Raw genomic sequence first — 25,671 nt, forward strand, 5'->3', positions numbered from 1 at the left:
ATTAGTTATTGGGCACCTGGGTTCTGTATCGCGAGGTTTAGCTTTTCTAATGCCAATTTTTAAGATGATCCCGCTGTAGATCTGTAAGGGCCTCTGGACGATAAAATTTTTTGTAAAAATCTACATCCAAATGATTGGCCTGGAAACCGAGTAGCGTGCGCAGCGGCATTTGGTAGGCCGGGAACCGGCCATAGCGTTCATAAATATAGCTGCAATACGCGATTGTGGCTTCCACTGTAGCTTCACTCACGCCCGGTGCTGTATTACTGACTTCACCCGAATTTAACCATGCACTGTTGGAAGCCCCTTTCCTGAATATTCCCTCTGCTCCCCACTTCATGTCAACAATCGTCCGAACTGCATCCTCCATTGAACTATAGTACGGCGGGCAATGGGGCTTAATCAGGACTTCCTCACCTGATTCCAGTCCTACCACCAACGGAACGGGTTGATCCCGATTTAGCAGCTTGGCCATCAACCGGTAAAACCAGTTCATTCCCAGGTAGCGGGAGGCACGTACTTCCCTCATGCGAAATCCCAGTGCCTCAAACCACCCGTAATAATGGGCCGCCCAGTGAGGGAATCCGCCCAGACCCATGGCCTGCGTCATAAGTGCCAGGTTTTGGATAATCATGCCGGCCTCGGCTGTGACGAACTCCGTGACGAGCGTCTCCAGCTGCTGGATAGTGATAGTATGCTCTTTGCTTGGATCATCCACGAGGTGACCACCGCGGCTCTGCGCAAACTTTTTGATGCCGGCAGGTCGAAAGCCTGCTCGCTCATCAATGGGATAGATGCCGTTATGCTCGTTGAAGATTTCCAGCAGTGCGTTAATATACATAACCGTAAAATCCTGGACTGGCAGAAAGTAGGTGGCAGCCGGATCGTAAAGCGACCACTTGTTACAGTTGATATTGAAGAAGGGCTCCAGCGGAGGCGTGGAGCGTCCATCTTTAATCCTGACCCTGCTCCGGTGGTATAGCTCGGTATAGTCTTCTTGCTCGGCGAGCTCGACCAATTCCGGTACGGATTCAGCCGGTAAATCGGCCGGTCGTTTGATGTAATAGGTGGCGTCCGGGTTCATCACGATCAGGGAGCAGCTTTGGATGGCATCACCGCTCGGTACGGTACGGCCCGTGAGACCTGCAAGGATGGTACCCCCTTCGCCCTCGTCATAGACCAGGTCGCCCAGCGCATAGCCCGTGATACCCGCGGCCGCATATACCAGCATCGCCTCCTCCTGATCGGTGAGTGGGAGCCCCTCATGCCGGCTTTCGTAGGCCATGGGACCCGAATCCATTTTCATCCCCAGTCCAAAGCGGCGGGAGCGGCGGCCTCGCATTATCTCAAGGAGTGAGTCCCAAGACGCAGATTTTTCGGATTTGATATTGTTGTCACTCATCTGATTAACTCCCGTCTCTAATATTTAGTGCCTGCTGTTAAACAATTGATATAATTGAATATACATACATTAAATTAAGGAAATGGCACGCTAAAACAGGTTGTCTTTTCTGGTGTAATCGATCATTTAATTAATGGTATTATGGAAGAGGGGAAGCATCTTCTGTATCCTGAAGAGTTGTCAATGTCCGAAAAGCACACTGCTATTATCTACTCTACCCCGGCGACAGGTATTCATAAGATTTGGGAAAGAGCCGGAATTTCCCACTTGGTTCCGGGATGGCTTATGATACTGATTGGCGTTCTGTTTAACGGGACCCTGCTTGTTTGGGCCTTGATAACACTTAAATAGCGAAAAGAAGAGGTGGAAATTTGTCCATCCAGAAATAAGTTGATGAACTACTAAGCAGTGTCAGTTGTCAAGCGTGGACGCTTGACGGAGCCAGCAACTAGATTGGAAAAATAAATGCATAATATGTAGGCCATTTACTATTAATGAACCAACATAAACTAAAAAACAATGGCTCTTCCAAGCGTCCACGCTTGGATCGCGACGGCTCAAAATCAGGTTCAATGCTGTTCGATCGCAATCCTCCGGAACAGACCGGACCGATGGAGGCGACCACCACATTTTTGTCAAGTGCGTCTTGCAGTTCTTCTTTAGAGGCTACCATACCGGCCACTTTCATCACATGGCTGACCTGTGTTTTGCTGGTAAAGAGCACTAGATCCACCTTGCGATCCAGAATGGCCTTGATTCCGTTTTTGAGCGGTTCCAGGTCATCAGGCAGCGCCCACCGGTAGATGGAGATTTGGATCAGTTCCGCGCTACGCTTTTTTAATTCAGTATTTAGCTTCTCGTTGGGCTCGCCATATTCCTGGATGGCTACTTTTTACCGGTCAGATCTGAAGTCCGGGCATGCTCATCCAGCGCGTTAAGAATTTCTTCCCACGTATTCGGTTCCGGTACTTTAATATCGATCGTCACATCGAGGCCGCGCAACACCTTGCTTGGCTGGTTTGGATCCGCGGGATACCACGATGATACCTTCAAGAGCCTGCAGGATATCATCAAGTTTGTACTTCGTCTTCATCGTTTTTACCAGCATGTCCGTGCCTACGCCGGTCATATATACCAGGATATCCACCTCCCCATCAAAAAGCTGCTGGGCAAAACCGAATACAGCAGTATGGCTTTACAGCGGCACCTCCTGCATGGATGGAGCACTTATGGCGTTGGCTCCCTGCCGCTCAAGCAGCTTGGAGGTCGAGTCTGCCACTCTGCTTTCAAAAGCGAGTGCAGTTACATTTTCAAAGGGGGGGGGTACCCATAATTTATTAGGCAATTAAGTTAAAAAATGAATTTTAGTTAGATGATACCAGTTAAAGAGGCTGAAGAGATTATCAATTCAATTACCCTGGATACAGGGGTTGAGCAGGTTCCTGTGTCGGAAGCTACAGGTCGCGTACTCCGTGAGTCGATCACTTCAGATCGGGATCTTCCACCCTTTGATCGAGTAATGATGGATGGTATTGCCATTCGGTTTGACCAGTGGAAACAGGGACGGCGGTCATTTCCCATTGCGGGACTTCAAAAAGCCGGTGCGCCCAGGCAGACACTTCGGAATGGCGTTCACTGTCTGGAGGTGATGACCGGGGCTATCCTACCCGGAAATACCGATACTGTTATACGGTATGAAGATCTGGAAATAACCGAAAAGGACGGGAGTGCAATCGCGACTATTCAAAAGCCTCCCAAAGCGCGTCGGCAGAATATCCACGCCAAGGGTACAAACCGCGCCGGGGGTACGCTGATCGTTGAAGAGGGAACGGTGTTGAGCTCTGCTGAGATCGGGGTTGCGGCTACAGTTGGGATGCCACAGGTCAAGGTCTCCAGCCCTCCCCGGGTGGCCGTCATTTCTACGGGTGATGAGCTGGTGGGGATCGATCAGCAGCCCCTGCCCCACCAAATTCGGGGATCCAATTCGTACACCCTTGCCGCGGCGTTGCGAGAGCTGGGGATTAAAGCTCGGCTGTTCCACCTGGATGATGACAAGGAGGAGATCGCCGATAAGCTGGGGGGACTGCTGTCCCAATTTGATTTGCTGATCCTGAGCGGTGGCATCTCCAGGGGCAAGCTGGACTATATCCCTGAGATGCTTGAGCAGAATAGCGTAGAAAGACTGTTCCACAAAGTCCGCCAGCGGCCCGGCAAGCCGTTTTGGTTTGGGAGGTCCGTGCAGGCCGTGGTGTTTGCCCTGCCCGGCAACCCGGTATCCACATTTACCTGTTATTACCGGTATATCTGTCCCTGGCTTAAAAGGCAATTGGGGATGCAGGAAGAGAAACAACCCGTGGCACAGCTTACAGAGGACTATACCTTTGAAAAAAAGTTGACCTATTTTCTTCAGGTTAAGATATCTCAGTCGCCCGAGGGAATTATGCAGGCCACCCCGGTGAAGGGTAAAGGATCAAGCGACCTCGCCAACTTGTGTCTTGCAGATGGTTTGCTTGAGCTACCAGAGGAAAAGAATCTATTTTCCAGGGAAGAAAGTTTTTCACTTTACCTGTATCGTCCAATGTGGTAAATATTGATATATACTTTTCATAATCTACGAGTATTTGGTTCTACCTCTGATAGATGATATCAGGTTTCGTGCTATACACAATGGGAAACATCAATTTTCGGCTTGGATATTGACTTCGTTTGCGTTTTTATTCCGTTTCAAATTCATTTTTACGCACCTCTCGAAACAGCTTGCTCATCTCATCGTCAGGGGCTCCTGATTGCATAAATTCTTAGATCTCTAAGACGGTGCTGTCATACAGGTAGACTTTACGGGTCCCCTCCATTCGGTTGCAGGTTCTGCAAAACGTTCGGCTTAAGGCGGTGATAGCTAGAAGTCCACCCACGTTACTGATTTGACCAACTAATCGTTTAAAAATCATCATTTCCGGTGAATACCCTTCATAGTACTCTTTTCTGTTGTTACAGATGATGTTATTTGAAGCTATAAAAATAACGGTACAGCGTACCAAGGTGAATAAAAAATTCAGCCTGTACATTGCTTAGTTTTCCTTTGGAGAGGGTATAATCATATTTACCCGCTGCCGGTATTCCTTATATTTTTCTCCGTGGTATCGGACCAGATCCCGCTCTTCAAACCATATGCCCACAAAAATGTAGCCGGTGGTGGCTATGGCAAATACAAGATGTCCGAGTGTCATTGTAGGCGTGGCCCAAAAGGCGATGAGAAATCCCAGCATGAGGGGATGGCGTACATACTTGTACAGCCCCGGCTCCTGGAATTCAAGGGGCGTGATTTCCTCTCCCTTTATATACAGCCAGACCTGCCGGAGCCCGAACAGGTTAAAATGATTAATCATAAAGGTAGTAGCCAAAACGATTCCCCAGCCGAGCCAAAATAGACCGTTCAACAATGCTGACCATAATCCGGCATCAACGCTCCAGATCACTTCCGTAAGTGGACGCCACTGCCAGTACAGCAGGATCAAAACCAAGCTGCTGAGCAGCACATACGTGCTCCGTTCCACATGTGAAGGGACGATCTTGGTCCACCATCTCTTGAATCCATCCCGGGCCATGACCGAATGCTGGACAGCAAATAGCCCCAGCAGTAGCACATTTATTCCCAATGCCTGCCACAGGGTTGCCGCTTCGGGACCGCTGTTGATCGTTTTGGGCACCCCAAAATCACCGACAAAAGCGATGGCATAGAGAAAAGATCCCAGGAATATGACGTAAGATACAATGCCGTAGAGAAAAGAAAGAATGCGCCCAAACATAGTAATCACCTCGCTGTTTTGGTTAAGTAAAATTGTATGATTTTTTATTGTCCGGCTATAAAACCTTGTGCCTCACGGGTACCGGCACGATTCGAGTCTTGCGCATTGGCCAATAGTCTTTCATAATATTCACCCGCCGCTTTTTTTTTGCCGGCTGCTTTTGCCGCCCGCGCCGCCCCCAGCAGCGTGTTATAGCGCCCCGGCCATACCGCGTCAGATGCCTCATAAGCTTCAAGAGCCTCTGCGGGTCGGTCGAGATCCATGAGCAGATTGCCCAGGGCTTCGTTGGGCGGCAGCAGGGCGCCGGGGGTTACCGGGTGCTTTTCGATCTTATTCTCCAGTTCGGCAGCCGATTGCAGTAAATCCATCGCCTTTTCATTTTGGTTTTGTGCATGAGCTATCCAGCCAGTCAGTATGCGACGGTCAATTTCGATATAGGTAGCCATATCGTCAGCTCCGCTGGCTTTTGCTCCATCTCTGAGGTCCCCGAGCTTTCGTTCAGCTTCACTCGCAGCTTCAATATTTTCGGTATGGACAGCCCCCAGCCCGCGCGCAAACCAGGTCAGTCCCTCCGCCCAGGGCGATGCATCCCACGGCAGGTATCCCGGAGACCGCGGTTCCAGTTTGGCGACCTTGTTCCATTTTTGCCTCTCAACCGCCAGCCGTGCCGGTATGGCGGCAGTATGAAAAGCGGCAACAAAAGATGCCTGGTGCGGTTCTTTGCTGAAACCTCTTTCTGCGGCAGATTCGGCTTTTTCATCTTCACCCCGCTGCAAATAGGCATAGACCAGATAATCTATGGCATGGAGGTAATGATGGGAGATGGATCCGTTGACCGGATAATTGAGCGCAGCCTCGGCCGATTTCAGGTTCCAGTCAATGACTTCCGGCCAGTTGCCCAGTCGCACATAAATATGGGTGGGCATGTGCAGGGCATGGGGAACCGCCGGGGCGATCTTGCCGTAGGCCTCCACGATGTCCAGCGCATTCCCGGCCCGGCCGTCAACGTCGGTGGCATGAATAGTATAGTGTATCGCACCGGGATGCGAGGGAATTCGCTCATAGATCTCCCGCAGAACCGCTTCAGCCTCATCATGAAGGGGATCCCGGTTCTCAGCCCGCTGCGCAATTGCCAGGCGCGTCAAACCATAAAGAGCAGCGATATCCACGTCCTCAGGATAAGCTTGATAAGCTCCTTCCACGGCCTCGGCCCAGCGCCGGATGCGCGTCCAGAAATCGGTCGTTCCGGGCTCACGGAAAAATGCCTCCGTCGATTCAACAAGCAGTCTTTCCCGCTCCGAATCGGCAAACTCAAGGGCTTTGTTGATCGTCTGCCAGCCCTGCCGGAGATCTTCTTCACTCGGCCGGGTCCCCCACAGCGGCTGGAACAGCGTCGTTGCCACGCCCCAGTAGGCCATCGCGCATTCCGGGTCAGCCTGCGTGATCTCCCTGAAGTCGTCCCGCGCCGCTGCGTACATCATATTATGCAGCATGGCCAGTGCGCGGTTGAAATCGGCCTGTACCTCCTCTTTGCAGGATACCTCAAAATCAACATGGCCATAATCCTGTGACTGGGCATTAAGCTGACAAAAAGGAATTGCAAGTAATACTATCGCAATGCACAATAGTGATGATGAATGTTGGTGAATCCGCATACTGACCTCCATAGATTTCTCTGTTGAATGAAAGATTAATCCGCAATCCAGCGGCCATTACGGTACACGCCCTCCTGAAAGGTGGCCCGCCCGTTATTTTCGTCAATAAAGTAGCCCGCCTCGTAGACCAGCCTGCGGCCTTCATCTTCAACCAAGCGGATGGCTTCCGGTTCAACCGCCCTTTTGTATGGATCATATACCGTTCCTTCCACCTCCACCGTCTCCAGGAAATGCTGCCGGAGAAAGCTTTGCGGAATGTTGACGACGAAGTAAAACGATCCGTCTTCGGTGTATACGCCGGTAGTGTAATCGGCGCCCCGGTGGGTGGTGGGACAGAGCGAACCGACTACGGCACAATCAAATCCCGACAGCTTTCCGGTGACGGTATAGGTGCCATCGGACTCCTGCACGTGGTTATGGGATTCGGAATCGGCTTCACGTTCCGGATTGCATCCGAGAATTATCAAGCACAGGGCGGCAATCACACAGGGTAAGGTTTTCTTTAGTCTGAAATACATCGTAATCCTCCATTTTTTGAAATGAACTATTCTTCATAAAAAGAGTGAAACGGTCGACCCGTGTCAGTCTTTCCGACCCGTCAGGACAATGGTATGAGCTCCCAGCCCTTTTGCGGCTTTCCGGGTGCTCTCGTTGGAGCTGCGGTCAAAATAATCCAGGCGGTCGATGACGGTTACGTTTTCAAAACCGGCCGAACGGATCATATCCAGATATACTTCAACCGGTTCGGCTCCGACGATGCATTCGGCCCAGAGCTGGGCGTTGGACTTCGACTTCTCGGAAACCGGCTTGGACAGAACAATGTCGGATATCTGGATGTGGCCGCCCGGTTTGAGAATGCGATGAATCTCCTTAAATGCTGTTTCCTTGTCGGGCACCAGGTTGATGACCCCGTTGCTGGTTACCACGTCGGCTGAGGCATCATCCAGCGGGATATCGACGGCCTGTCCTTCGATGATGCGGATATGATCCACACCCGCCTTTTCAATATTTTTCCTGGCTTTCCGGATCATGGCAGGGGTGATGTCGATACCGATAACCTGTCCCTCGGGTCCGGTCTTGATTCCTGAAATAAGTGCGTCCACCCCGGATCCCGAGCCAATATCGACCACGGTATCCCCCGGTTGTATAACCTCGGCCAAAAACGGATATCCCACCCCGGCAAACGGCTCAACGGCAGAGGCCGGAATCGCATTTAGTTCTTCTTCAGGATATCCGAGATGCAGGCAAGAATTGCGGCCGGTCGGAAAGTGAAATTCCTTGTTCGGGCAGGCGGCTACTTCGTCGTACATCTCCTGCACGGCGTTCTCTACTTCCTGTTTGTCCAATTGGGTTGTCGTAGTACTCATGGCAGTTACCTCTTTGTTTCTTATTCGGGTTTCTTGTTGGTTCACCCGCAATGTAATGGCAGACTCTTCCCTTGATCTTCCGTTTTTCTTCCGGGTTCGGTTATTGGGATAACAGATGTGCCCCTAATAACGAATAACTGGTAAATAAGCCATTTGCTTGAAATGCTGGATCAGAATTTTTTTATATCAGTAATTCAAAAAATGGGTGTCTGAACCTTGATTTGCAGGATTATGGGATTACCTTGATTAGAAATGTATCCCGGGCATCAGGCCAATCCTATAAATCACGGTTCAGACTGCGATATACTCAAGAAAGGCACCTGATGTAGGATCAGTTACTTGATTCGCAGGATTAAGAGATTATCTTGATTGAAATATATCGCGATCATCAAGCAATATCCCAAATCACGGGGCAGACAACGGGAGAAGAGAAATGAAATATAAACAACTTACGCACAAAATTATCGGCAGTGCCATGCGGGTGCATTCCGAATTGGGTAATGGTTTTCAGGAAGTGATCTACCAGCGGGCCCTGGAGTATGAATTTAAATTAAACGATATCATGTTCGTCCGGGAGTTTGAAATGCCGGTACATTATCGGGATTTACAGGTAGGTACACGCAGAGTTGACTTTTTGGTGGAGGATACCATATCTGTTGAATTGAAAGCCGTGATTAAACTGGAGGATGTTCATCTGGCCCAGGCGATGAATTATCTGGAAGCTTATAACCTGGAAATCGGACTGCTGCTTAATTTCGGTGCCCGAAGTTTGGGGTACAAGAGGCTGCACAATAACAGTCTGAACCCTGATTCACAGGATTAAGGGATTACCTTGATTTAAAAATCCCGGCCCATCAGGCCAATACCACCAATCACGGTTCAGGTTCGATACACAAAAGAAAGGCACCGAATATTCGATCAGGCACTACATCAAATCGGGAATTCGTTCAAGGCAGTTTTGGGAGACATTATTTCCCAGATTCCTATCCCAAGACAATTGCACTTTCCGGTTTCTTTGTCAACCGTTCCCTGGTTCGCGGGATTAAAAGGATTACCTTGATCAAAAAAAGTATCGTGGTCATCAAGCCAATCCCACAGATCATGGTTCAGGCAACGATAAAAAGCACCTATGTGCCAAACTTAACCAATCAATTCATACCCAGCTTGTCCTGCTGGTCAACCATGCATTCCAGATAATGGGCTACGGGAGAGTGGGTTGTTTCCGGCACGGCCTCTTGCAGTATTTGATAAGATTTTTCCCTGCATTCTTCAGCACGATCCCGATCCTCTTGAGTGATGCAAAGGCTGGACTCGATGATAGTGGCAACCGCTTTTCCAATGGGGTTATCGGTTTTCTCGGCAAGCTGGGATACGGCGTCTCCACATTCACGCGCGCGATCCAGCTGACCAGTATGAAGGTAGAAATAGGCCATCCACGGATACAATTCCAGGGCACAGGCCCCACATGCTCCCGTTTCATCCAGCAATGCTTCGCTTTTTTCTACCATTTGTTGGGCCCGTTTAATATCATCACTCTCAATACGATTCCAGATACCGACCCCGTAAAGCCGTTGCAGGCAATGATCCCTGACAGCGGCCTGATTGGCATACGCAAGACCGTCCTGGATGGCCTGCCACCCGAGCTCACTGGCGCCTGTCAGCGTATGAAGCACGCTCTTACGGGCCAGCGAATAAGCCATTCCGGCAGGCGATCCCACCTGTTCGTGCAGCTCCAGACTCGCAGCCAGCTCTTCGACAGCCTGGTGCCGTTGTCCTCTCCACAGGTGCATGGTGCCCAGCGCGTAGTGACAGACGGCGACACAGCGAAAATCACCCATTTCCGAAGCCTGCTCGGCTATCTGTTCCAAAAATGAACGTGCACGCTGCAGCGGCTGGTCACCGGAAATATGATATTCCCAAAGGCAGAGATGGGCATCCGTGGCCACCACAATTTCGGGCGACCAGCCGTGGTACTGCCGGTCCATTTCGTATTGCAACCCTTCTTCCCATCGGCCGAGTGGCAGGCAGGTCATCGCAAGGATTTCACGCGCCTGCGAGGCTTCAACCTTTGCTTCAGCTTTTTCGGCCTTTTGGAGTGCTTGCTTTGCAATATCGTACGCCTCTTTAAGCCGGTTCAAGTGCCACAGGTGGAGTGCTTTTGTGATTAAAACTCTAGCCTTGGCCCGATCATCATCCTCGACAAGATCAAAAGCCTTCTCCAGATATGTTGCAGAGCGATCGATCTCGGTACGGAATATGGCAACTACGGCCATCTTTCGATACAATTCCACCAAGTCCGTGTTGTCCGGAGCAATTTTTTCAGCAATTGATATCGCTTCTTCATAGGCTTCATAGCTCATCTCAAGTTTTCCACAGGCCCGATAGACGTCGCCAATACGTTCCAACATTTCTCTCTTCAGCCTGGTGGCCTTCTCGGTTTCAAGATTGTCGAGTACTTCACACGCTTCGCGGTACCGCTGAAGGGCATCTTCATGGGCATAGGCACTTTCTGCTCTTTCAGCTGACTGAATCAAAAACTGTGCTCCCTTGAACATATCACCGGCTCCCAGGTAATGCCAGGCTATTTGTTCAACCGGTGGTTCCTTAGCGTCTGTCGATAACTCCAATAGCCGGTCGGCTACCTGTCTGTGAAGGGTTTTACGGCGTGCCTGAGAAATCGACGAGTAAATGGTCTCCTGGACAAGAGCGTGACGAAAGGAATAATCAAGTCCCTTCTCTTCAAGCAGGCGTTCCCTGACAACTTCTTCAAGAGCTGTAAAAAGTTCCTGGTTTGCACCTTGATGGTCACCACTCCATACATAAGCCAGAAGCTCATAGGGAACCTGTCGGCCGATCACTGCAGCTATATACAAGAGATGATGGGCGGGGGGAGAGAGTTTTTCAAGTTTTTGGTCGACCAGTTGATGCAGGGAGGAAGGAATGTTTTTTGATACAGGAGACTCCGGCATTTTCTCGGAATGCTCATTCTCCCGGGGGTGATCTGTATCTCCCTTTTCCCTGTAATGTCGCAACAGTTCGAGCGCATAAAAGGGATTCCCTTCGGCAAGCTGATAAATTTGGCGGGCTGTATCCGCCCCTATGATATCATGTTCGGCATACTGTTGAAGCAGGCCTATATGTTCCTCATAGGTGAGCGGAGCAAGTTCGATCTTTTCCACCAAAGGCTCTTCCATATCTCTGATAAACTCCGGTTCCGGCTCTCCTTCTCCTTTTCTTAATGTAGCGACAATCAGGACAGGCAATCGCTCCAGGTGCCGGATCAAATAGGAGAAAAGCTCCCGGCTACCCTGGTCTGCTGCATGCAGGTCTTCAAGTATTACAGCGCAGTACTCCTCCTGGGCAAGTATCGCGAAAAGACGTTGTACCCGGGCAAAAAGATGGCCTTTGGCTGCCAGCTTATCGGCATGAGGAGCCGGGATGCCCTCACCGGCAAAGGTCGGAACAAGACGTCCGATCTCTACGGGAAGCTCTTCTTCAAGTTCGGGGTGCCTGTAAAGAATATCGTCGAACAGTTCGATAAATGGACCATAAGCCACATTCCCGGATGCTTCCCCACTCCGCCCCAAAAAGAACGGGATATCCCTGCGGCGGGCACGCAGAATGAGTTCCCGGACCAGCCGTGTTTTTCCGATTCCGGCTTCGCCACTTATTATAAGTCCGCTCCCGCGCCCACTTGAAAGGTCATCAAGTAATTGCTCTATGGTATTACACTCTTCAACGCGTCCGATAATTGGCGGGATAGATTCTGGAAAGGATGTTAAACGAGCACGCTGCTTTTTTTCTACTTTAAGCTGGCCTTCCCGGATATTGTCCAGAAGTTCAATAGTCTCTTTAGAAGGATCCATACCCAGCTCATTGCCCAGCCTCTCTCTGCAAACTTCATATTGGTGAAAGGCGCGTGTTTCCTGACCTTTTTTGGCAAAAACGCGCATCAAACCTCGGTGCGCTGTTTCAAGGGTGGGTTCTTTCTCCAGCGCCAGCCTCAGCATTTCAGCCGCTTCCGACAGCTCGCCACGCTTCTCATACTGCCCGGCCAGGGCCGTAAGGACATCCAGATATAACTGCCGGTAGTGCTCTCGGGGCAGCGACGCCCATTCGGCATATCGATCCATGGGCAAAAATTCACCACTATATATTGAAGCGGCATGTTCCAGTTCAGATAGGTCTCGCTCTTTGATACCTGTTCGTGCTGCTTGTTCAAAGAGTCGTCCATCGGTTACAACACCACCGGGCGGGTCGATTTTTATGAAATCATCCGTAATGTTGATCCAGTCATCGGCATCGTCATTATGCTTTGTAAAAGCTTTTCTTATATGATGGATTGCCTTGTAGAGTTGTGCGTTTGCTGCATTTTGATCTAGATCCGGCCATAACAGATCGGTGGCATGTTCCCGGGCCATCTGGAAATTACGTTGGTGCGCAATTAGCCTAAGCAGAGTTCGCGCTTTGCGACCTTTAATTTCGGTTTCATTTAGTGCTTGTCCATCGATAATAACCTCAAAACGCCCGAACAGATGCATCTCGAGGCTTGCGGACGATAACGGCTTTGACGATTCCATAACCCCAGTAGCTTAGTTGAGTTCCATCCCATTTAAAATATTATAACAAAATAATGGATAGTGTTCAGAATCGTTCTTAACTGATGTTAGAAATGATTTGAGATGACGGCAGGTCAGGCAGTTGCGTATCCATCGATCAACTCCCCCCCGAAATTATCACTGGTGAATGACATTCATACATTAAAAATGTGTAACTCTTTTTGTTCCGATTATTTATCTCACTCCTGATAATAAATGGATTTCCCCGACTTTTCTTTTAAGCTTAACTTAAGCCTATGCTCTTTATAATATTGAAGGAGTAACTGCAAATAGTGTATGTATCTAAGATTCAAATACTGAAATACGCTTTGTAATCGAGGGATTTGTAAAACCCTCACTCCTCGTTCTGAGGGAGTTGTACTCCCCCTTAACAAGGTCATAAGGTCGGTGGTTCAACCACCTCCCAACAAAATAGCAGGTTCTGCAAAGGTTCCTCATCATAACAACTAACCGGCTGGTACCATGGAACACTCACACGAACATGAGGATCACGGTCACAATCACAGTAGCGAGCACCCTGAACACGATCACAAAAAGGAACGCCACTCCGGCGGTCATGCCGAGCACCATGCTGATATGGCACAGGATTTCCTGAAGCGGTTTTGGATATCCATTGGCCTGACCATTCCCATCCTGATTCTTTCTCACATGATTCAGGAACTCCTGGGATTCGGGGATACCCTCCGGTTTTCCGGTGATACCTATATCTCCTTTGTACTTTCGAGTGTCGTCTTCTTTTACGGAGGCTGGCCATTTTTGAAGGGGTTATTTGATGAGCTGAAAGACCGCCAGCCGGGGATGATGACGCTGATCGGCGTTGCCATAACCGCGGCTTATGTCTACAGTACGCTCGTAGTATTCGTCGTAGAAGGACAAGTTTTCTTCTGGGAGCTGGCTACCCTGGTTGATATTATGCTGATCGGCCACTACATCGAGATGAAATCTGTAATGAGCGCCTCCAGGGCGTTGGAAGAGCTGGCCAAACTGATGCCGTCGGAAGCGCACGTGGTGCAAGACGATGGATCTATAAATGATGTCCCCCTTGAAGAGCTTCAAAAAGGATTTAAGGTACTGGTCAAACCCGGGGAAAAAATTCCCGCCGACGGCTTGGTCCTGGAAGGGAAAAGCTCAGTCAACGAATCCCTGATGACCGGCGAATCAAAGCCGGTATCCAAGCAGCCGGATGACGAAGTGATCGGGGGTTCCATCAATGGAGAGGGGTCGCTGACTGTTGAAGTTAACCGGACGGGGAAAGACTCCTTTCTCTCCCAGGTCATTGATCTTGTACGACAGGCCCAGGAAAGCAAATCACGCACCCAGGATCTGGCCAATCGCGCCGCATTCTGGCTGACCATGATTGCATTAGGGGCCGGTGCGCTTACGTTTTTTGCCTGGACGTTCTTTACGACCGAAAATTTTGTGTTCGCCCTGGAACGCACCGTTACGGTGATGGTGATCGCCTGCCCGCATGCACTGGGGCTGGCGGTACCGCTGGTCGTGGCCGTTTCCACCAGCCTGGCCGCCCAAAATGGATTCCTGATCCGCAACCGTACCGCATTTGAAGAAGCCCGCAATCTCGGAGCCATCATCTTCGATAAAACGGGAACACTCACTCATGGTGAATTCGGCGTAACAGACATCCTGACGTTCAATGGCTTTGAAGATAAGGATGAACTGCTGAAACTGGCCGGCTCGCTGGAGCAGAACTCAGAACACCCGATTGCCCGGGGCATCGTAAAGGCCACGGACGGGTTGATGAACATAGAGGAGTTCAACTCCATCACGGGCAAAGGGATTGAAGGCCGCGTAGACGGCACACAGGTCAAAGTGGTAAGCCCGGGCTACCTGCGTGAAAACAACATTGATCTGCCGACCGAACAATATGAGCAGCTCTCGGGACAGGGCAAAACCGTAGTATTCGTGATTATTGACGACCAGCTGCAGGGAGCTATCGCCCTTGGTGACAGCATCCGGGAAGATTCGAGAGAAGCCATTCAAAGCCTTCACGACATGGGGATTCAGTGCATCATGCTCACCGGCGATAACCGACAGACAGCCGCTTACGTAGCCAACGAACTTGGACTGGATGATTTCTTTGCCGAGGTGCTGCCCGAGGAAAAAGCCGCCAAAATAAAAGAAGTGCAACAGCGCGGACTCAAAGTGGCCATGACCGGCGACGGTGTGAACGACGCCCCGGCCCTGGCGCAGGCCGACGTGGGTATTGCCATTGGCGCGGGTTCCGATGTGGCGGTAGAAACAGGAGACATTATTCTCACCCAAAGCAATCCCAAAGATGTAGCTTCATTAATCGCGCTGGCAAAAGCAACCTACCAAAAAATGGTGCAAAACCTGTGGTGGGCTACGGGTTACAACGCCTTCGCGATACCGCTGGCCGCCGGAGTATTATATACCTACGGCATAATTCTGAGCCCCGCTCTTGGCGCCGTGCTCATGTCACTCAGTACCGTGATCGTGGCGATCAATGCGCGGTTCCTTAAAATCGAACGCTAAAAATGAGGTTATTATGAAACTTGTTAAAGCGTTTATCCGATCAATACACGGCGCTCCGCAACGAAGGCTATTGTTGTATGGCTGTTTTCGAAGGCGAAGGAACGGGGCGGTACAGTAATCACCAGCAACATCACAATTGAACAGTAGTAATACCATGTTTTACGATCACCATCTTAGTAGGAATGCACTGGATCCGGCGGATCATTGTAGTTGGCCTTATTCTTTTGATAGTTTTCAATCTCATTCCATATCGACCCAATAACGATTTGGAGGAGGATGCCATGGAAATAGTAAAAAGAAGGTTTGCCCGTGACGAAATTGAACGGGAAGAATTTGAAGAAAGGAAAAAAATCTAACGAATGATTAACCATCAATAAAGTGACAAACAGGGATACAACCCATACGAAAAGTCGATACCAATTTGTCGCCCCTTTGTACAACCTGATGGAGTGGCCGGTAGAGCAACTGTGGTACAAAAAGTGGCGACGGGTGCTATGGCAGAACATTCACGGGCCAAACGTTTTGGAAATTGGTGTGGGCACCGGTAAAAACATCCCGTACTATCCTGATGATATTGAAATAACGGGAATCGACCTCTCTTCCGGCATGCTGAAACGCGCCAAAAAACTGCTGGCAGAAAAGCAAAAAGATCATGTTACCCTCAAAGAGATGGATGTTCAAAATATGGATTTTCCCGATAACCATTTTGACGATGCGGTTGCCACCTTTGTGTTTTGTTCCGTCCCCGATCCCATCCTGGGATTAAAAGAAGCCCTGCGCGTCACCCGGCCCGGCGGGCAGCTGCACCTGCTGGAACACATGAAGCCGGAACCGGAACAGTCCCTCCTGGCCGGCCTAATGGAGAAACTGGATGCACCCATCCACTACCTGAGTGGCGTTCATATCGCCCGGCAAACCGTAGCTAATGTTGAAAAGGCCGGCTGGAAAATAGAGCAAGTCCGGGATTTAACTGCCAAAGGGATCTTTAGACAGATTGAAGCCTCTAAACCACACTAACCCTCTAGCCAGCGACAGCCCCACCACGAATGTACTTCCTTCACCTTGTCCCTCACTGTAGACGCGAATTTTACCGTTATAAAGTTCTACAATGGCTTTGACCAATGGCAGCCCGAGTTACTGCTCCTGCACTTCTGATTCATTGGCCCGGCAGAACCGCTCAAACAGGTGCTTTTGGGCCTCCTCATCAAAACCGATCCCGGTGTCGCTCAGGCGGATAGCCTGCCTGGATTACCTCACCAGGAAGTTTATTCTTCAGCAAGGCAAAGGGAAAATGGCCGCGCAGACGTAGCTTTGCACGTTGAGCAGGTAATTTTCCCTTTAACGCAGTTGAAGGGAAAATCTACCAGCGCTTTACCCCCTGTCAAATAAAAAGGTCGGTAACATATGAGGTAAGATACTGCCTGCCATTAGGGTACATGATTTATGCATCATTATCGTGAGAAATACAGGCTAAGGGTTTAGAATCCTTGGAGAGATTACTGTTGAAAACTCGCAGCGTCGTATCATTGCCAGGGATATCGTAACTTTCCGCCCATTTATCAGTACAATACACTTCGTCTTCATCAGATTAAGAAAATATCGCTATGTATCTCCGAATCACCCGTCCTGTTGTCCTGCTGGCGCTGATGCTTTCCCTTTCAGATCCTGCTTATGCCCAAAAAACGATCAGCGGCACCATCACCGACGCATCCAGTGGAGAGTCGCTTCCCTCGGCCAATATCTCAATCGAAGATACCTATCGCGGTACCATCAGCAACCGCGACGGGCGCTACTCTCTTACCATTCCCGACTCGCTGCTGCCGGCAACAGTTGTGGTCCGCTATCTCGGGTATAACACCGATAAACGAACGATCGAGCGAAGCTCGAACAGCACCCAGGATTTTCGGCTTGAACCCTCCACCCTCCAGATGGACGAGGTCGTGATAACGGGAGGGGATCCCGCCATTGGCATCATGCGCAGGGTCATTGAACGTAAACAACAGTGGCGGAAACGGCTGGATACCTACCGCGCCGAGGCCTATACCCGGCAGACCATTTCCAACGACACCGCCATCGTGATGATCTCGGAGTCTGTTTCGGAGGCGTTCTGGGACAAGGAACAGGGACACCGCGAGGTGCTTAAATCGCGACGACAGACCGCCAATATCGCAGCCAGTGACAACTTTGCGGGGGTCAGCTACTTTCCCAACCTGTATGACGACAACATCGAAATTGCCGGATTTCAACTCGTGGGTGTCACCCACCCGGAGGCTCTTACATACTACGATTTCAGGCTCGAAGACTACCGCAATATCGACGACCGGGTGGTGTACGAAATATCTGTTTCGCCGGCCCGCAAACTCCAGCCCCTGTTCGAGGGCACCATCTACGTGCTCGACCGGGAATACGCCCTGCTGGAAGTGAGCCTGCAGCCGAACGACGTCGTGACCTTTCCACAGCCTGTCAGGGATTTCAACACTTTTTACGAGCAGCAGTTCAACAACTACGGAAAAGAGTTCTGGTTGCCGGTCGACATGCGAATCCGGGGCGACATCAAGATTTCGATGGTGGGCCTCGATTTCCCGACTATCAGGTTTCGCCAGGTCTCCCAGATATCAAATTACGAGGTGAACATTCCGCTCCCCGATTCCCTTTACCGGAAGAAGGAGCATATCACGGTCGATACAACCACCACCGGGGCCGATTCGCTGTTTGTGAGCGCCGTGAAATCGGTTCCCCTTTCGAGAGAAGAGGAAGTAGCCTACTCCAGCTTGGACAGCACCGCCACCCTGGAAAAGGCGTTTAAACCCTCCGGCTTCCTGGCTCGGTTCATCGATGAAGAGGGGGATGAGAACGGCAACGGTGACGACGGATCCGGGTTTTTGAATCGAGTTCCGGGCAGTTTCTCACCCGTTTTCCGCTACAACCGGGTGGACGAATTTTACGGCGGGCTGAAATATGATATCGGTATAGCTGATCGGGTGGAGCTGAATGTTCGGGGCGGCTACAGCACCGGCTACCGGGCGTGGAGCTACGGAGGCGGACTCGAGTATGAATTGGTGAATGCCAAGGGATTTGACCAGTCCATTGGGCTGGAATACCTAGCCGGTACCGTCCCCCAGCAGCAGTCGGCCATCTACGGGGCCTACTTTACCACGGTGACCAACCTGCTGGGTGAACGCGATTACTACAACTATTTTCGCAGCGAAGGATACCGGGTGTTTACCGGGCTGGAATTTCCGCGGGATCTATCGGCAGTTGTCGGCTTCAACAGTCAGGAACACTCCTCCCTGTCACAAAATACCAGCTACGATCTGCTGGGGCGGTCGCCCCGTCTGCAGCTGAATCCCGATGTGGAAGAGGGATCGCTGCGTTCGCTTGACCTCAGGGCGGGGTACAACCTGGACCAGGGATACAATTTTGGCGTCACGGGAATCGATAAAATTGCGTTTTCAGTTGAACTGTCGGATGATATGCTGGGCAGTGATTTTAACTTTGCGAGGTACACCGGTTCTGTGCAGTGGAGTTTTCCCACTTTCTATCAGCGCCGGTTCCTTTCCAACACGCTGGACCTCAACCTTGCAGCGGGCACGTTCAGTGGCAGGCTCCCCCTGCAGCGGCTGGGGCTGCTGGATGTTTCAATCGACCATTTCAGCCCGTTCGGCACGCTGAAGACCCGCCAGCAGACTCCCTATATGGGTGAGCAGTACCTGATGCTTAATGCCGAGCACAATTTCCGGACCATTCCGTTTGAAGCGCTGGGACTACAAAAACCGGTCGACTGGAACTGGAGCCTTATTATCTTCGGCGGGGCCGGCAAAACCTGGATCTCCGACACCCGCAAACAGGCCATCCTGGACCGGATGGGATACCTGGTACCGGAAACCGGCGACCCACACCTTGAGGCCGGCATCTCCCTGAACGGCATTTTCGGTTTATTCAGGATCGACCTGGCCCGGCGACTGGATCAACCCGCCTACCTGTTGAATATAAGCGTGGCACGTATTTTCTAGTCTGCACGAAAGGGTTGCATCCGGCCTTCCGATGGTGCCCTATAATATGCATTAAAAAAGGCGAATCCCCGCGTCGGGGATTCGCCTTGAAGTTGATTACTCCGGATCAGCCGTTAGTTGGACGGAGTGTACTGGTAGGGGCTGATCGGGTGTGATTCTGCGCGACGATTCTTGCGGCAGCCTGGATCATCCGGACCGGCCTGCTCATAGCAGGGAACCGGTGCTTTACCCAGTCCACGAGAATCAATACGATCTTCGGAAACGCCGTTTTCAGTGTAGAAGTCGACCACGGAAACAGCACGTCGCTGGCTGAGGCGCAGGTTGTACTGGTCGCCCCCAATATGGTCAGTATAAGCATCTATGCGAACACGGAAATTGGGCGCATCGAGCAGTTGCTGCACGTTCTCCGTAAGAATTGCAGCTGCCTGATCGTCAATATTCGATTTATCGAAATCAAAATTGATCGTGCCAAGGTCACCTTCTCTTATATAGGCGGGATCCTGGGCATCATTGGGATCGGTATCCATTTCAATTTCCTGACCGTCGGTAAATCCGTCACCGTCGCTGTCAGGATTATTGGGATCCGTATCATAATCCATTACCTCTTCATAATCATTCAGGCCGTCCCCGTCGCTGTCAGCGTTGTTGGGATCGGTGCGATAGTCATTAACTTCCTGTCCATCCTCAAGTCCGTCACCATCGGTGTCGGCATTGTTGGGGTCCGTATCATAGGAATTTACTTCAGGTCCATCCTCAAGTCCGTCCCCATCCGTATCCGCGTTAAGTGGATCGGTATCATACTCGTTAACTTCATCCCCATCGGTTAAACCGTCCCCATCAGTGTCGGCGTTGTTGGGATCGGTACCTAATTCAGCCTCTTCGGCGTCGGTTAATCCGTCACCATCGGTGTCTACTGGTTCTTGTACGGCGGGTTCACTCGAACCACAGCCATATTGAAGGGTGACCCCTCCCGCTAATAATATGGAAACAAGTAATATATTGAGAGCTCGTTTCATTGAATTTACTCCTGTTATTGTATGTTTATGATTTTGAAGAATGTATATTTTGTGAAACTCATCTGTGAAGCGCCTTTTTTAAGAAGCCACTAAGCAATGAAAATAATGATACTGGGGAACTCAAACAAAATTTGATGAAATTATTAGCAAAGATATCTTATATCCCATATATTTGCATTTCCCAATTGGGGCTATAGCTCAGCTGGCTAGAGCGCTTGCATGGCATGCAAGAGGTCCGGGGTTCGAATCCCCGTAGCTCCACTTTTTAGTCGCATTTCTCAACATCGCTTCAGTCAACAGTTAAATATAAATTCCTGTTAGAATCAAAAGTTCCGGGAAATTATTACAAATTGGCTTAATTGTTATAAAATAGTTATTTAATTAGGGCGTAAAAGAATATTGTCAAGATATAAATCAACAAGGCGGATCGGGCTTACAATGAGGTTGTCATAACCATTTACAGGAGGCTTTTATGAACAACTGTATATCCATCTACAAACGACCCATACAGCTCTCTTTACTGGCATTCCTTCTTTTTTTGCTGGGTTTACCGGTGCATTCCGTGCGTGCGCAGAGCCCTGTTGAGCTGGACTTGACTTTGCAGCCGCAGCTTACCAGGGCCCAGGTTCTCGGCTTGTCCAACCTGGGAATAAATCGTTCGGGAGAAGGTGCCCCCCTGTTTAACCTTGTAGTGCGAAACAACACAAACCAGGAGCAGCGGGACCTTTATTTTGAAATTGAGATCGGCTCAGGCAGGGTCGGCACTATAGCAACTCTCTACCAGCGTTCGGACCGCCCTTTCCATCTGAATGCCGGTCAAGTGGTGGTGGCCAGCAATAACCAGCTGCAGAACGGGGTTCCCGGCGTTGAAGAAAGCATCCGATTTAGTGGGGGACTGACGGAGCAGGGAGAACAGTTCCTTAATGACCTGGGAGGAGCAACCACGCTCCCCGCAGATATCTATACGGTAACGCTGAGTCTGTACCAGGGAGACAACAGCCGCAGCGGAGGCGATCTGCTGGATACCATTGAGCAGAGTTTTGGAGAAAATATCTCCACCGATACCAGTATCGACCTTTACCTGGTGCAGCCCGGGGGAGTTGCGGGCTCGGGTGAGCAAATTACCACCACGCTGCCGGTATTTCGGTGGGACGGGCCAACCAATATTGATTACCGTCTCATAGTGGTTGAAGATAACGGGCAGAGCCCCGAAACGTTGATACAGTCCGCACTCGGTACCGAACCGATCCTGGCAAATGCGAGCTCTACCGGAGGCAGCCTGCTTGATTTTGAAATAATTGACGCCCGCCTGAACAATATCACCTTTTCCACCCCGCCTTCCGGAGTGCAGAACCTGGAAGACGGAACCAGGTATTACTGGCAGGTTTTCGCCAACCGCCAAACGGTGGAGGCGGCTGAAAATATCCCTTCCGAAATCTGGGAGTTTTCCGTCGCATCCAACCAAACCAGCACAACGGTCAATGTTACGGATGAAATGGAGAACTCGCTCAATCTCCTGCTGGGAGAACAGCTAAACCAGCTGAATGAGCAGGGATTTAACTTCAACTCCATTGTCATAGAGGGACAGACCTATCGCGGTGCCGCAGCTGTCCAGAAACTTCGGGAACTTGGCGGCAGGATTGAATCCGGGGAAATATCAATTATTGTTGAATAAATGGAATCATGACGTGGAATAAACTGACATCGATGTTGGGATGGCCGCTCGCAGCTTTTTTTATTGCCGGCCTGGCCTCGGCAGAAATGTATAACTATACCTCCGCCGACCGTCCCCTTGCATTTGTGCGCCGTTTCAAGCCGGAAGTCAATATTCTGCCCAAACAGATTGAGCCCCAAAAAGGGGAGCCGCTATACAGCGGGGACACCTTGCGAACCTACGAGGAAGGATATGCAGCCGTCCAGTTCATGGATAAAAGCTTCGCCAAAGTAAAGCCGAACTCTGAACTGACCGTGCGGGGAGAAGTCAACAACGACAAGAGCACCTCGGCACGCATTGCACTGGAGGCCGGCGAAATCTTTATGGAGGTTACCCAGCGATCTGACAACAATTTCGAAGTGGCCACCTCCAAGTCCGTAGCATCGGTCAAAGGCACAAACTTCGGAGTACGATCGGACAACTACGCCTGGGTGGAAGAGGGAATCGTGGAGTTTATGTCCACTGAAACCGGCCAGACTGTTTCCCTCACCGAACGCATGTACGGGCAGGTGAACGAGGACAACAGCATTACCACCGGGGAACTGACGGAAGATGAGTTGCAAAGTCTGAGGAGTGGTTACGACGAGCTGGATGGAGATACCGGCGCCCCCAAACAGATGAGATTGCGGTTTCGGGATGAAAACGGAGAAATCAGGGAGATACAAATTGAGTATTACGACAACAGTGATGAGAGTGGCACCGACAACGAAAACGAATAAAACGGTAGGTTAAGGCATACTTTTTGAACATAATGAATGGAAAAAGTAACATTAGACTGGCTTCTGCTTTCGGGGATAAGCAACCGGTGTTACTACTGGCATTACTGCTGCTGCCTTGGCAAATTTTGCTGGCCGGCGACAATCCACAAAGTAATTACCGCGTGCAGCACCAGGCCCCTGTGGTGGTAGAGCGGTCAGAACCGGTTACGCTGGCATTCGATATCCCCGGCCTCAATCAAAATAATGTGCAGGACGCCTTTCTGTTCTACAGGTACGACGGGGAGATATCGTATCGCCAGCAGCGCACCTCGTACGATCAATCCTCCTTTAAGACCCAGCTCACGGTTGATAATGAAAATGCCGGATCGCTGGAATACTACTTTGCAGTTGAGCTGACAAATGGACAGCAGGTGACCTATCCCACCCGTCAGCCGGGGGCAAGTCCCGTGCGCGTGGATATCGTGGATCGCGAACGGCAAACCGCGGAAATTGAGTATACTATCCTGTCACCGGAACCCGGGGCTTCACTGCCGGCGGAGGATCTGGTCATCGCCATCACCCTTTTCTATGACGAGAATGCGGTAGACACTACCCGGTCTGATTTTATCCTTTCCCTCGACAATGAAGATATCAGCGAGCAGGCCCGGGCCTCCAATTACTTTTTCTCCTATTCCGCGGAAGCGGGAGAAGTGGCGCCCGGTCCGCACCAGGTTAACCTGCAGCTTGCCACTCCGGAAGACACCCTTGAGGTTGCACGCTGGGATTTTGAAATCCTTGATCCCGACCGGGCCGTGGCCGCCCGCCAGTTTGTGGAAGAAGGCGGGGAGGAATCCACCTCACTGCTGAGAGAAGGGCAACTGGAAATGACTGCACAAAACCAGAAGACGGGAGGAGTAGACAACGATGTGCTGAAAGGCAATCTACGTCTTTCAGGGGAAGATGACCATATTCGCTATTCGGTATATGGCAAGCTCACCTCCCAGGAGTCGGCGCGCCTGCAGCCTCAAAACCGGTATGGCGCCGAATTGTATGTGGGCGACTGGCTCGAAGTTCAGGGCGGGCATATCTATCCTTCACTTAGCCGACTCAGCATTTCGGGGCGAAGGGTGCAGGGCATCAATATGGGACTACACGCTTTTAACGGAGCCGTTAATGCCCAGTTTCTGTATGGTAAAATGAACCGCAAAATTCCCAATATTTACAATACGGTACAGCCCAGTATTACAGAACAGTCGGACGGCACACCGGTCGATACCACCTACTCCCTGAGTTTCGCCAGTGGAGGTACCGGAACCTTTGAACGGGATATAACGGGAGGCAGAGTCAGCGTGGGGCGCGGGCAGACCTTTCAGTGGGGGCTTAATTTCCTGAAAGTGCGCGATGACACCTCTTCGCTGGCAACCATCCGGGACTTTAACAGCCTGATGAACAAGCGACCGGAGCTGGCCTCTTCGCTGGATGCGTCCCATCTGAACAAGCTGCAGGAGAGTCCGGATCTTTTGAACGTCTCGGGAAACCCCCAGCCCAAAGACAATGTTATTGCCGGCAGCGACCTGATGTTCAATATTTTTGACGACGCCCTCCGCTTTAACAGCGAAACTTCGGTCAGCCTCCTCAACGAAGATATCAGTTCCGGCGTACTCACCAACGACCAGGAGTTTGATATCAACCTGAGTGAAGATATCAGCAGCGAACTGGACCGATGGGCCTGGCTTATTATTATCAATGAAAATATGAATACGCTGCCGCTTCGTTTTCAGGTGGACGGAGATCAAACCACGGTTGAATCAGCTTACTTCCCGACCTCCATTCTGGCCAACCAGTCGGAGCTCAATTTCAACATGGGCGACAACAACCTCCGGGCACAGTATCGGTGGATCGGGCCCCACTACATTTCGCTGGCCAACTCCACCATTCGGCGAGACGTGGCGGGCATCACGCTTTCGGACCGGCTTCAGCTCTTTGAAAATCGCCTGTACGTAACCCTGGGATATGAAAGCCTTAGCGACAATGTGTCTGATACAAAAGAGGCCACCACCAACACCCAAACGGCTCGTACCAACCTGAGCTGGTTCCCGGTCGACCAGCAGCTCCCACGGGTAAGTGTCGGCTACATGTATCGAAACCGCGATAATTCCATAGCCCTTAACAACCCGTTTGTGGGGCAGACCGGGAGGCCCGAAAATATCGCGGTTCGCAATTTTGCCATCTCCGGGGGCGACACCGTTATTACGGCCAACCCGCGATTCTCCAATACCAACCAGGTAACCTCCTCTGTTTCCCAGCAATTCAGCTTGTTCGATATTTCGCACGATGCGAGCCTGAATGTTTCTTACCTGGAAACGGAGGACCGGTTCTTCAGGTACGCCGGAACCAAGAGCTCCTCTGTCAACCTCACTGTTCAGAGCCGCTTTTCTGCGCTTCCGCTCAACACAAAGCTGGGATTCAACCTGAACACCACCGAAACACTGGGGGGGCTCTCAAATGTGGAAGTACTGGGTTTTAATATTGGGGGGCAATTCGTTCTCATGGATGACAAGCTAAACCTCGATACCAACGTGGCATTGACACACAATAACGTGGAGTCGACCTCGCTGCAGATTTTCAACAACGGGACAAGCGATCCCCGGGATGACATATATCAGCCCGAGACGGATGATTCCGGCAACCGCATAATCCAGGAAACAAACACTAATCTTGTCATCCTGCGGGCCGGGGCACAGTATGAAATAAACTCGCACCACGCGCTTATGGTGAATCTCAGCTATACCAACATTTCGAACCAGCTGTCGAGCCTCAATCCCCCCGATGACCACTCGCTGCAGGCTCGGTATATCTATCGTTTCTAG

17 protein-coding genes, 1 tRNA gene and 1 pseudogene are annotated in these 25,671 nt (G+C 50.8%); 10 read left to right on the plus strand and 9 right to left on the minus strand.

Annotated features, from left to right (window positions below; all coding sequences use genetic code 11):
- Nucleotides 1–46: 46 nt before the first annotated feature.
- Both ACG2E4_RS11025 and ACG2E4_RS11030 read right to left on the minus strand, forming a co-directional pair.
- Nucleotides 47–1,402 carry a hypothetical protein gene (locus ACG2E4_RS11025; protein ID WP_395276580.1) on the minus strand — a complete coding sequence of 452 codons (1,356 nt, stop codon included), beginning with the start codon at nt 1,400–1,402 and terminating at the stop codon, nt 47–49.
- Nucleotides 1,403–1,850: 448 nt separating this feature from the next.
- A complete protein-coding gene (locus ACG2E4_RS11030) occupies nt 1,851–2,285 on the minus strand; it encodes a uroporphyrinogen-III synthase (RefSeq protein WP_395276605.1) in 435 nt (144 codons plus the stop codon).
- Between the two features lie 123 nt (nt 2,286–2,408).
- Between ACG2E4_RS11030 and ACG2E4_RS11035 the strand changes: the two genes are divergently transcribed.
- Nucleotides 2,409–2,735, plus strand: a complete 327-nt coding sequence (locus ACG2E4_RS11035; protein ID WP_395276581.1) for a hypothetical protein — start codon at nt 2,409–2,411, stop codon at nt 2,733–2,735.
- 39 nt (nt 2,736–2,774) lie between these two features.
- A complete protein-coding gene (locus ACG2E4_RS11040; RefSeq protein ID WP_395276582.1) occupies nt 2,775–3,989 on the plus strand; it encodes a molybdopterin molybdotransferase MoeA in 1,215 nt (404 codons plus the stop codon).
- A gap of 481 nt (nt 3,990–4,470) precedes the next feature.
- On the opposite strand, the gene mddA is transcribed toward ACG2E4_RS11040, so the two are convergent.
- The 4 genes from mddA to ACG2E4_RS11060 form a co-directional block, all read right to left on the minus strand.
- Nucleotides 4,471–5,208: a methanethiol S-methyltransferase gene (gene mddA, locus ACG2E4_RS11045; RefSeq protein ID WP_395276583.1), complete on the minus strand. Its 738-nt coding sequence runs from the start codon at nt 5,206–5,208 to the stop codon at nt 4,471–4,473.
- Nucleotides 5,209–5,252: 44 nt separating this feature from the next.
- A complete protein-coding gene (locus ACG2E4_RS11050; RefSeq protein WP_395276584.1) occupies nt 5,253–6,833 on the minus strand; it encodes a hypothetical protein in 1,581 nt (526 codons plus the stop codon).
- A gap of 65 nt (nt 6,834–6,898) precedes the next feature.
- Nucleotides 6,899–7,381, minus strand: a complete 483-nt coding sequence (locus tag ACG2E4_RS11055; protein WP_395276585.1) for a hypothetical protein — start codon at nt 7,379–7,381, stop codon at nt 6,899–6,901.
- Between the two features lie 63 nt (nt 7,382–7,444).
- The gene (locus ACG2E4_RS11060; RefSeq protein WP_395276586.1) at nt 7,445–8,230 is read right to left on the minus strand and encodes a methyltransferase domain-containing protein; all 786 of its coding nucleotides are present in this window, start codon (nt 8,228–8,230) and stop codon (nt 7,445–7,447) included.
- A gap of 433 nt (nt 8,231–8,663) precedes the next feature.
- On the opposite strand from ACG2E4_RS11060, the gene ACG2E4_RS11065 reads away from it, so the two are divergent.
- On the plus strand, nt 8,664–9,053 hold the full coding sequence (locus ACG2E4_RS11065; protein ID WP_395276587.1) for a GxxExxY protein: 390 nt from the start codon (nt 8,664–8,666) through the stop codon (nt 9,051–9,053).
- A 325-nt stretch (nt 9,054–9,378) separates the two neighbouring features.
- Here the strand turns inward: ACG2E4_RS11065 and ACG2E4_RS11070 are convergent, their stop codons facing one another.
- Nucleotides 9,379–12,810, minus strand: coding sequence for an AAA family ATPase (locus ACG2E4_RS11070; protein ID WP_395276588.1), 3,432 nt, complete (start codon nt 12,808–12,810; stop codon nt 9,379–9,381).
- 501 nt (nt 12,811–13,311) lie between these two features.
- Here ACG2E4_RS11070 and ACG2E4_RS11075 point away from each other — a divergent pair.
- From ACG2E4_RS11075 to ACG2E4_RS11085, 3 genes are all read left to right on the plus strand, one after another.
- The gene (locus ACG2E4_RS11075) at nt 13,312–15,360 is read left to right on the plus strand and encodes a copper-translocating P-type ATPase (protein WP_395276589.1); all 2,049 of its coding nucleotides are present in this window, start codon (nt 13,312–13,314) and stop codon (nt 15,358–15,360) included.
- Between the two features lie 378 nt (nt 15,361–15,738).
- Nucleotides 15,739–16,377 carry a class I SAM-dependent methyltransferase gene (locus tag ACG2E4_RS11080; protein WP_395276590.1) on the plus strand — a complete coding sequence of 213 codons (639 nt, stop codon included), beginning with the start codon at nt 15,739–15,741 and terminating at the stop codon, nt 16,375–16,377.
- Nucleotides 16,378–16,964: 587 nt separating this feature from the next.
- A complete protein-coding gene (locus ACG2E4_RS11085; RefSeq protein WP_395276591.1) occupies nt 16,965–19,373 on the plus strand; it encodes a DUF5686 family protein in 2,409 nt (802 codons plus the stop codon).
- 113 nt (nt 19,374–19,486) lie between these two features.
- On the opposite strand, the gene ACG2E4_RS11090 is transcribed toward ACG2E4_RS11085, so the two are convergent.
- Nucleotides 19,487–19,900 carry an OmpA family protein gene (locus ACG2E4_RS11090; RefSeq protein ID WP_395276606.1) on the minus strand — a complete coding sequence of 138 codons (414 nt, stop codon included), beginning with the start codon at nt 19,898–19,900 and terminating at the stop codon, nt 19,487–19,489.
- Nucleotides 19,877–20,284: pseudogene (locus tag ACG2E4_RS11095) on the minus strand (binary toxin-like calcium binding domain-containing protein); the annotation flags it as partial. The gene ACG2E4_RS11090 and the pseudogene ACG2E4_RS11095, both read right to left, overlap by 24 nt.
- A gap of 292 nt (nt 20,285–20,576) precedes the next feature.
- Here ACG2E4_RS11095 and ACG2E4_RS11100 point away from each other — a divergent pair.
- From ACG2E4_RS11100 to ACG2E4_RS11115, 4 genes are all read left to right on the plus strand, one after another.
- Nucleotides 20,577–20,650: transfer RNA gene (locus tag ACG2E4_RS11100), tRNA-Ala, on the plus strand.
- Nucleotides 20,651–20,861: 211 nt separating this feature from the next.
- Nucleotides 20,862–22,064 (plus strand): hypothetical protein, encoded by a 1,203-nt coding sequence (locus ACG2E4_RS11105; RefSeq protein WP_395262008.1) that lies wholly within the window; start codon nt 20,862–20,864, stop codon nt 22,062–22,064.
- An 8-nt stretch (nt 22,065–22,072) separates the two neighbouring features.
- Nucleotides 22,073–22,822 carry a FecR domain-containing protein gene (locus tag ACG2E4_RS11110; RefSeq protein WP_395262009.1) on the plus strand — a complete coding sequence of 250 codons (750 nt, stop codon included), beginning with the start codon at nt 22,073–22,075 and terminating at the stop codon, nt 22,820–22,822.
- 32 nt (nt 22,823–22,854) lie between these two features.
- Nucleotides 22,855–25,671 carry a hypothetical protein gene (locus tag ACG2E4_RS11115; protein WP_395262010.1) on the plus strand — a complete coding sequence of 939 codons (2,817 nt, stop codon included), beginning with the start codon at nt 22,855–22,857 and terminating at the stop codon, nt 25,669–25,671.

It is taken from the genome of Halalkalibaculum sp. DA384, assembly GCF_043951955.1.
Classification (GTDB): Bacteria; Bacteroidota; Rhodothermia; order Balneolales; family Balneolaceae; genus JAMQKA01.